The sequence below is a fragment of the Neoroseomonas rubea genome (genome assembly GCF_016106015.1).
GTDB classification, from domain to species: domain Bacteria; phylum Pseudomonadota; class Alphaproteobacteria; order Acetobacterales; family Acetobacteraceae; genus Neoroseomonas; species Neoroseomonas rubea.
Window position 1 is genome coordinate 1 of the sequence record NZ_JACADQ010000319.1, and the last position, 4925, is coordinate 4925.

The following is a 4925-nucleotide window of genomic DNA, read 5'->3' on the forward strand; positions in this document are numbered from 1 at the left end:
TGCTCTTCCGATCTTTGGACTTGCCTCGGCCGGGACCGGGCGCGCCATGTCGAAGGGTTCCTTGGTGCTGCGGCGGCGCGGCGCATGCGCGAAGAGCGGATCGCGCGGCGGGCGGCCCGGCAGGGGCAGCAGGCGCGCGACCGGGCGCGCATCGAGCCTTGGTATGGGCTCGCCCTCGGGGAAGGGATCGATCGCGACGGTGCGGCCTTCCTCGGCGGCCGCCATGCGGAACAGTTCCGCGAAGGCGCCGAGCCCGATGGTGATCTGCCGGTCCTGTGGATCCGTGGCCGGCAGGCGCCGGTCGAGGTCGCAGCGCAGCAGCGCGCTGCCGTCGGCGGCAAGGTCGAGGATCCAGGGCTGCCGGTTGTGCGGATTGGGCGCGAGCACGGCCCAGTGCGCGGCCCGCACGCGCCAGTCCGCATGCCGGGAGGCGGGTGCCGCGTCCCATGGCGCGGTCGGATCGGCGCGCAGGCTGCGGCCGGAGAGCAGAAGGCCGCCCGAGGCGGCGAGGAGCGTGCGGCGGGAGGGCATGGGGGAGCCTTTCATTCAACGTAGAACCATAGTCATTCAACGTTGAATGAAAAGCAAGGCGGAAATGCCGGCGCGTCTCGCTTCGGCTCGCGCACCGCGGCAGCCGGGCGGCGGGCCTCCGGTTCGGCGTGCGACCGGGCTGCATGACCGCTGTGGGCGAGCCTGCGCGCGTCGGCAGCGACCGGGGATGAGTGGTGCGCCTGCTGTCCCGCTGGCGACGGGCGCGCGGCGAGATCCGGGGACGCGACGTTGGGCGGCGGGGGACCGAGGCGCGGGCCGTCTCAGGGTCGGCCGGCCCGCGGATCGGCCGCGCCGGTATGGATGCCGTCCGGCGCGGGGAGTCCGACTCGTCAAGGATTGTGCGGCGGAAGCGCCCGACCGCGCGGCCCCGCCGCGCGGTTCCGTCCGTCGTTCAGGGGCCTCCGGGGCAGGCGATCCGACCAGCCCATTCCGGCTGGCCGGACAGCGCGCTAGCCCCCCGCGTTCGCCTGCGCGACGGCGAGCGCCGTCACGTTCAGGATGCCGCGCGCGGTGACGGATGGCACAAGCACGTGGATCGGCTTGTTCATCCCGAGCAGCAGCGGGCCGAGCTGCAGCCCGTCGGTCGCCGCCTTCACCAGGTTGAAGGCGATGTTGGCGGCATCGATCCCCGGCATGACGAGCAGGTTCGCCGCCCCCTCGAGCCGGCTGTCGGGCACCGCGCGCGCGCGGATCGCCGGGATCAGCGCGGCATCCGCATGCATCTCCCCATCCACCTCCAGCGCGGGGTCGTGCATGCGCACGAGCTTCAGCGCCTGGCGCATCCGCCGCGCGGACGGCGCGTGCGACGCGCCGAAGGAGGAGTGCGAGAGCAGCGCGACCTTGGGCGTGATGCCGAAGGCGCGCACCTGTTCCGCGGCCAGCAGCGTCATCTCCGCGATCTGCTCAGCGCTCGGCTCAAGGCACAGATGCGTGTCGACGACGAAGAGGTGTTCGCCCGCGCGGGTGACGAGGCCGGAGAGCGCATAGACGCGCCCGACATCGTCGCGCTTGCCGATGATGTCGAGCACATGGGTCCACTGCCCCATCCAGTCGCCGAGGCCGCCGCAGATCGCGGCATCGGCATGCCCGGCTTCGAGCAGGAGGGAGGCGGCGACGGCCGGGCGCGTCATCACCCGCTTGGCCGCCGCGTCGGGCGGGGTGCCCCGGCGGCCGACCTTCAGCCGGTAGAGTTCCGTCAGCGGGCCGAACACTTCGGTATCCTGCGCCGGGTCGAGGATGCGCACGCTCTCCCCCAGCGCCATGCGCAGGCCGAGAGCCGCGACCTTCGCCGCGATCACGTCGCGCCTTCCGACCAGGATCGGCTCGGCGATGCCTTCGTCGACCACCGACTGCACGGCGCGAAGCGTGCGCTCATCCTCCCCTTCCGCGTAGGCGACGCGGCGGGGACGGGCGCGCGCGGCCTCGAAGACCGGGCGCATCAGGTTGCCGGAACGGAACACGGCGCGTTCCAATTCGCGGCGATAGGCGGCGAAGTCCGCGATCGGGCGCGAGGCGACGCCGCTGTCCATCGCCGCGCGCGCCACCGCCGGCGCGATCTCGAGGATCAGGCGCGGGTCGAAGGGCTTGGGGATGATGTAGTCCGGGCCGAAGACAGGTGCCTGGCCGCCATAGGCGGCGGCGACCACTTCGCTCGCCTCGACGCGCGCGAGTGCGGCGATCGCGTCGGCCGCGGCGATCTTCATCTCCTCGTTGATCGTCGTCGCGCCGCAATCGAGCGCGCCGCGGAAGATGAAGGGGAAGCACAGGACGTTGTTGACCTGGTTCGGGTAGTCGGTGCGGCCCGTGGCGACGATCGCGTCGGGGCGGGCGGCGCGCACGGCCTCGGGCAGGATCTCAGGCTCGGGGTTGGCGAGCGCGAGCACCAGGGGCTTCGGCGCGAGGTGCTTCAGCCATTCGGGCCGCAGCACGCGCGGGGCGGACAGGCCGAGGAAGACATCCGCGCCAGGCAGCGCGTCCTCCAGCGTGCGGGCCGTCGTCTCCCGCGCCCAGGCGGCCTTGTAGGGGTCGAGGTCGTTGCGCCCGGAATGCACGACGCCGCCGATGTCGCAGATCGTGACGTTCTCCCGCTTCAGCCCCATCGAGACGAGCAGGTCGAGGCAGGCGAGCGCGGCCGCACCCCCGCCGGTGTTGACCAGCTTCACGTCCTCGATGCGCTTGCCCTGCAGCTTGAGCCCGTTGCGCACCGCGGCGGCGACGATGATGGCGGTGCCGTGCTGGTCGTCGTGGAAGACCGGGATCTTCATGCGCTGGCGCAGCGTGCGCTCGATGACGAAGCACTCCGGCGCCTTGATGTCCTCGAGGTTGATGGCGCCGAAGGAGGGTTCGAGGGCGGCGACCACCTCGATGAACTTGTCCGGGTCGCGTTCCTCGACCTCGATGTCGATGGAATCGATGCCGGCGAACTTCTTGAAGAGGACGGCCTTGCCTTCCATCACGGGCTTCGACGCCAGCGCGCCGATGGCGCCCAACCCGAGCACCGCGGTGCCGTTGGTGATGACGGCGACCATGTTGCCGCGCGTGGTGTAGTCGTAGGCCGTGGCGGGATCGGCGGCGATCGCCTCGCAGGCCGCGGCCACGCCCGGGGAATAGGCGAGGCCGAGGTCGCGCTGGGTGGCCATGCGCTTCGTCGGTTCCACCGCCAGTTTCCCGGGACGCGGGAGCCGGTGGTAGTCGAGCGCTGCGCGCCGGAAATCCTCGTCCATCAGGTCACCTCCGACGGGCAACCTAACGGAAGGCTTTGCGGGAGGCGACCGGGGGGCAAGCCCGACATCGGATCGCGGCGCGGCGTCGATCCGGAAGCGCGACCGCGCCGAGGCCGTCAGCCGTGCACGGAGCGACGGCACAGGGCGCGGAAGCCAGGCCGGCGAAGGCCTGCGCCTGACCACAGAGAACGGATCGAGGCGCAGCGTCGATCCGGGAGCGCGAAGCGCGACCGCGCCAAGGCCGGCCGACGTTGCCAACGGGCCAGTGCACGGCGCGAAATCCAAGCCGGCGAATGCCGGCGCCCGGCGTCTGAGGGCTACGAAATTGGTGCGGTCGAGAAGATTCGAACTTCCACGGGGTTTCCCCCACCAGCACCTCAAGCTGGCGCGTCTACCATTCCGCCACGACCGCAAACCCGGTAGAGGGCGCGGCGTATAGCCCATGACCGCGCCGCCAGCAACACACCCCGTCGAGTGGATCACCAGCGAAGGCCGCACCCCCTACGGGCCGGCGCTGGAAGCCATGGAAGCCCACGCCGCGGCCATCCGCGCGGGGACGGGGCGCGAACGCGTCTGGCTGGTGGAACACGACCCGACCTACACGGCCGGAACCTCGGCCAGGCCCGAAGACCTGCGCGACGCCCGCTTCCCCACCTTCGCGGCCGGGCGGGGCGGGCAATGGACCTATCACGGGCCAGGGCAACGCACCGGCTACGTCATGCTGGACCTGACCAGGCCACATGGCAGCGTGGCGGCGCGGGACGTGCGCGCCTTCGTCCACGGGCTGGAGGAATGGCTGATCCGCACGCTGGATCGCTTCAACGTGCGGGCCGAACGGCGGGAAGGACGCGTCGGCCTGTGGGTGCCGAACCGCGGGACCGGCGGGGAAGACAAGATCGCGGCGATCGGCGTGCGCGTCACGCGCTGGGTGTCCTGGCACGGGGTGGCGCTGAACGTGGACCCGGACCTGTCCCACTTCGGCGGCATCGTCCCCTGCGGCATCAGCGACCACGGGGTGACGAGCCTGCACGCGCAAGGGGTGCTCGCGACGATGGAAGAAGCGGACGCAGCGTTGCGGGGGGCCTGGGCGGAGGTGTTCGGGTAAGGCGCCTCGCCATGCGGCGGGTGGTGGGTTTCGGACAAATTGGCCGGGTGGGGGCGAGGGGGCGCCGCCCCCTCGAACTCCCCCGCCAAAGGCCGAAAGGCCTTTGGAAACCGTGCGTGTTGGTTTCGGACAAATTCCCCTCGGGCGGCGCGGGGGCGGATGGCGCGCTTGAACATCGGGCGCGCGTGGATGCGGCGGATGCACAGGTTCAAAGAGCACCTGGCCCATATAGGACCAAATACCCATATAGTGGTGTGAGGGCGTAACGGTCCAGCAGAACCTGCCGGGCTGACGATGCATCCGCTGGGCGTGTCGTCCTGGCAGCGGCGGTTCAGCGCCGGGTCGCGCCCTTGTCCATGCGCCGCGCCATACGTTGGTGCGCGACGCGCTCCGCCCCTCATCCGAGGGCGGAACGACAAAAAAGGAAGGGGGCCCGGGGGAAGTTCCCTTCCCCCGGCCTTCAATCCTTACTTCCCGCGCCGCAGGAACGCCGGCGCCGGGGACCCGTCCCGGAAATCCCCTTCCCGCCAGGACCGATCCCGCCC

At 71.3% G+C, this 4925-nt stretch carries 2 protein-coding genes, 1 tRNA gene and 1 pseudogene; 1 reads left to right on the forward strand and 3 read right to left on the reverse strand.

From position 1 onward, the window contains the following. The 3 genes and pseudogenes from HW577_RS20710 to HW577_RS20720 form a co-directional block, all read right to left on the reverse strand. Nucleotides 1–531: pseudogene (locus HW577_RS20710) on the reverse strand (hypothetical protein); the annotation flags it as partial. Between the two features lie 470 nt (nucleotides 532–1001). Further along, nucleotides 1002–3275 carry an NADP-dependent malic enzyme gene (locus HW577_RS20715; RefSeq protein ID WP_198378021.1) on the reverse strand — a complete coding sequence of 758 codons (2274 nt, stop codon included), beginning with the start codon at nucleotides 3273–3275 and terminating at the stop codon, nucleotides 1002–1004. 326 nt (nucleotides 3276–3601) lie between these two features. Beyond that, nucleotides 3602–3687: transfer RNA gene (locus tag HW577_RS20720), tRNA-Leu, on the reverse strand. 30 nt (nucleotides 3688–3717) lie between these two features. Here HW577_RS20720 and lipB point away from each other — a divergent pair. Then, nucleotides 3718–4380, forward strand: coding sequence for a lipoyl(octanoyl) transferase LipB (gene lipB / locus HW577_RS20725; protein WP_198378022.1), 663 nt, complete (start codon nucleotides 3718–3720; stop codon nucleotides 4378–4380). The last annotated feature ends 545 nt before the right edge of the window (nucleotides 4381–4925 follow it).

Coding starts and splice junctions, on each gene's coding strand:
- HW577_RS20715 (WP_198378021.1), bottom strand. CDS start 3,275: ATGGACGAGGATTTCCGGCGCGCAGCGCTCGACTACCACCGGCTCCCG.
- lipB (WP_198378022.1), top strand. CDS start 3,718: ATGACCGCGCCGCCAGCAACACACCCCGTCGAGTGGATCACCAGCGAA.